This window comes from Dictyobacter arantiisoli, from assembly GCF_008326305.1.
Lineage (GTDB): Bacteria > Chloroflexota > Ktedonobacteria > Ktedonobacterales > Ktedonobacteraceae > Dictyobacter > Dictyobacter arantiisoli.
On the sequence record NZ_BIXY01000212.1, the window covers coordinates 1 to 1,975 of the forward strand.

The 1,975-nt window shown below is 52.5% G+C and carries 2 protein-coding genes and 1 pseudogene; all 3 read right to left on the bottom strand.

From position 1 onward, the window contains the following. Positions 1-121 precede the first annotated feature (121 nt). Positions 122-316 (bottom strand): annotated as a pseudogene (locus F1593_RS27835) (IS5/IS1182 family transposase); the annotation flags it as partial. Positions 317-508: 192 nt separating this feature from the next. Beyond that, positions 509-1,237 (bottom strand): MBL fold metallo-hydrolase, encoded by a 729-nt coding sequence (locus tag F1593_RS27840; RefSeq protein ID WP_149404808.1) that lies wholly within the window; start codon positions 1,235-1,237, stop codon positions 509-511. After that, on the bottom strand, positions 1,234-1,975 hold a 742-nt coding region (locus tag F1593_RS27845), incomplete at its 5' end, for a TetR/AcrR family transcriptional regulator (protein ID WP_149404809.1). The genes F1593_RS27840 and F1593_RS27845, both read right to left, overlap by 4 nt.

The following is a 1,975-nucleotide window of genomic DNA, read 5'->3' on the forward strand; positions in this document are numbered from 1 at the left end:
CAGATACACAGAGATATCCAGATCAAGTAAATATTGAACAAGCGCTTTATGGTAATGTCCAGTCATTTCGAGCAAAACAAAGCATTGCTCTAGGGGGACGTACGATTGAATACGATCAACCAGCTGGAGCAATAGGTGGCTGACCACGACTACTCGCCTGGTACATCTCGGCCAGTTCTCCTTGAAACGCTTCATCGAAAAACATATGCCGATATTGCCGTAAAAAGATGAACAGCTTTGCTTTCTTTATCCGTTTGACAATCTGTTCTTCTTTTGCTGACAATTCAATGGGAGGATTCCAGGAGAGCGGTTGCATCTGCTCACTCCTTCCTTCTCGTGTTCTCTCTCTCGCAGGGATGCGAGGCATCTGTCACATACCCGACATGTTGATCGCCTACTTTCCTTGATGAGAACTGCTGAGCACTCATCAAAGAGTAAAAAGAGCAAGATCGTGAAAGAATCCCCCACAAAAACATGGGGGATTCTCCTCTCTCTATTGGCATTCCACTTAGGACGGGAGCCGGGCGACAAATCGATCAAGCTGCTCCATATCGTAGAGCATTGGCCCATGACCGAAGCAGACGATAGCTGGGCGTAATTGCACAAGCTTCCGAATGGAGCGACGGTTCTCTTCACGATCCAGCGTAAAGACGGCTGGCGGCTCATACAGGCCGGTTTTGCCCGTGATAGGATGGTTATTGCGCAACACGTCTCCTACAATCGCCACCCGGTCGGACTCGCGAAAGTACATCACATGGCCAGGAGTATGCCCGGGCGTATGGATGACACGAAATCCAGCTATTTCGTCGCCATCATGCAAGCTCCGTTGGACGGGATACGTCGGCCCGGCGAACCCAAGTTGCATTATTTTTATAGCGGCAGTTCTGGGGACCATGGGAGCGCGTCCCTCCATGCTCGCGATATCCCCTTCAGGGCAGGCAAGTGGGATGTCTCTGGTGATGCAGATCTGCTTGACGGCTCCCTGATGATCGGGGTGGCAATGGGTCAATGCCACCTGTGAAAGGGGGATGTTTGCCAATTGTGTGAGCAGACTGGACGCATCCCAGCGTGAGGCCGCGTCAATGAGTACATCCTCAATCAGATAGACATTGAAGAGGTTGTCTGGAAAACGGTTTCTCAACTGCCAGACATGATGAGCGATCATCTTCATGTCCAGCCTTCGCGCAGCATAGGCGACAGAAGCGTTCTGTCGTGGAGCATGATCGGTTGAATTCATGGCGCTTTGGTATCTCCTTCGAAAAGAAGCCGGAGCTCTTCCATCACCTGTTCTAAGGGTCGTGTACTGCGCTCGGCTTGACAGAGTAAGAGTGCCCCTTCAATTGCGGAGAGCGCAAAGAGCGCTCTCGTAGGAGCCCGCGCTGGTTCGCAGCCGGAGGCGATCAGCAAGTGTTCGAGGCGTGCCAGCCAAGCATGATAGCTAGCGCGAGAGGCATGCTGTACAGGATCACTGATGGCTGCCATCTCTAGTGTGACCGTAGCCAGCGGACAGCCTTTTTGAAAATGGGATGTCTGGAGGCGTTCGCGAAAGAAAGAGGTAAGAAGAGAGAGCGCTCTGTCCAAATCAGTGCCTTCCCCAATCAAGGCATCGAGTTCGTGAGTAACAGCTTGCCCGGCAGCTGAAACCGCTTCTGCCGCCAACTCTTCTTTTCCCCCGGGAAAGTGATGATAGAGCGAGCCTTTCGGCGCAGCGCTCTGATGGAGGATTTGGTTCAAGCCTGTCGCATGATAGCCCTGAGCCTCCATCAGTTCAACAGTAGTAGCAATGATGCGTGCCCGTGTTCCTTCTGTCTCCAAGAGATCCTCCTGTCCCACGGGATGCGCAACGAGATGCAAGCAAGGAAGCAATAAAAAAAGCCGAGATCCATCCTTCAGGACGGGAAACAAAGGATGAGAGAAAGGCAGAGAGAGACAGACGCCAATGAAGAGGCCGCGAGGAGCAGAAGAGAACCGGGCG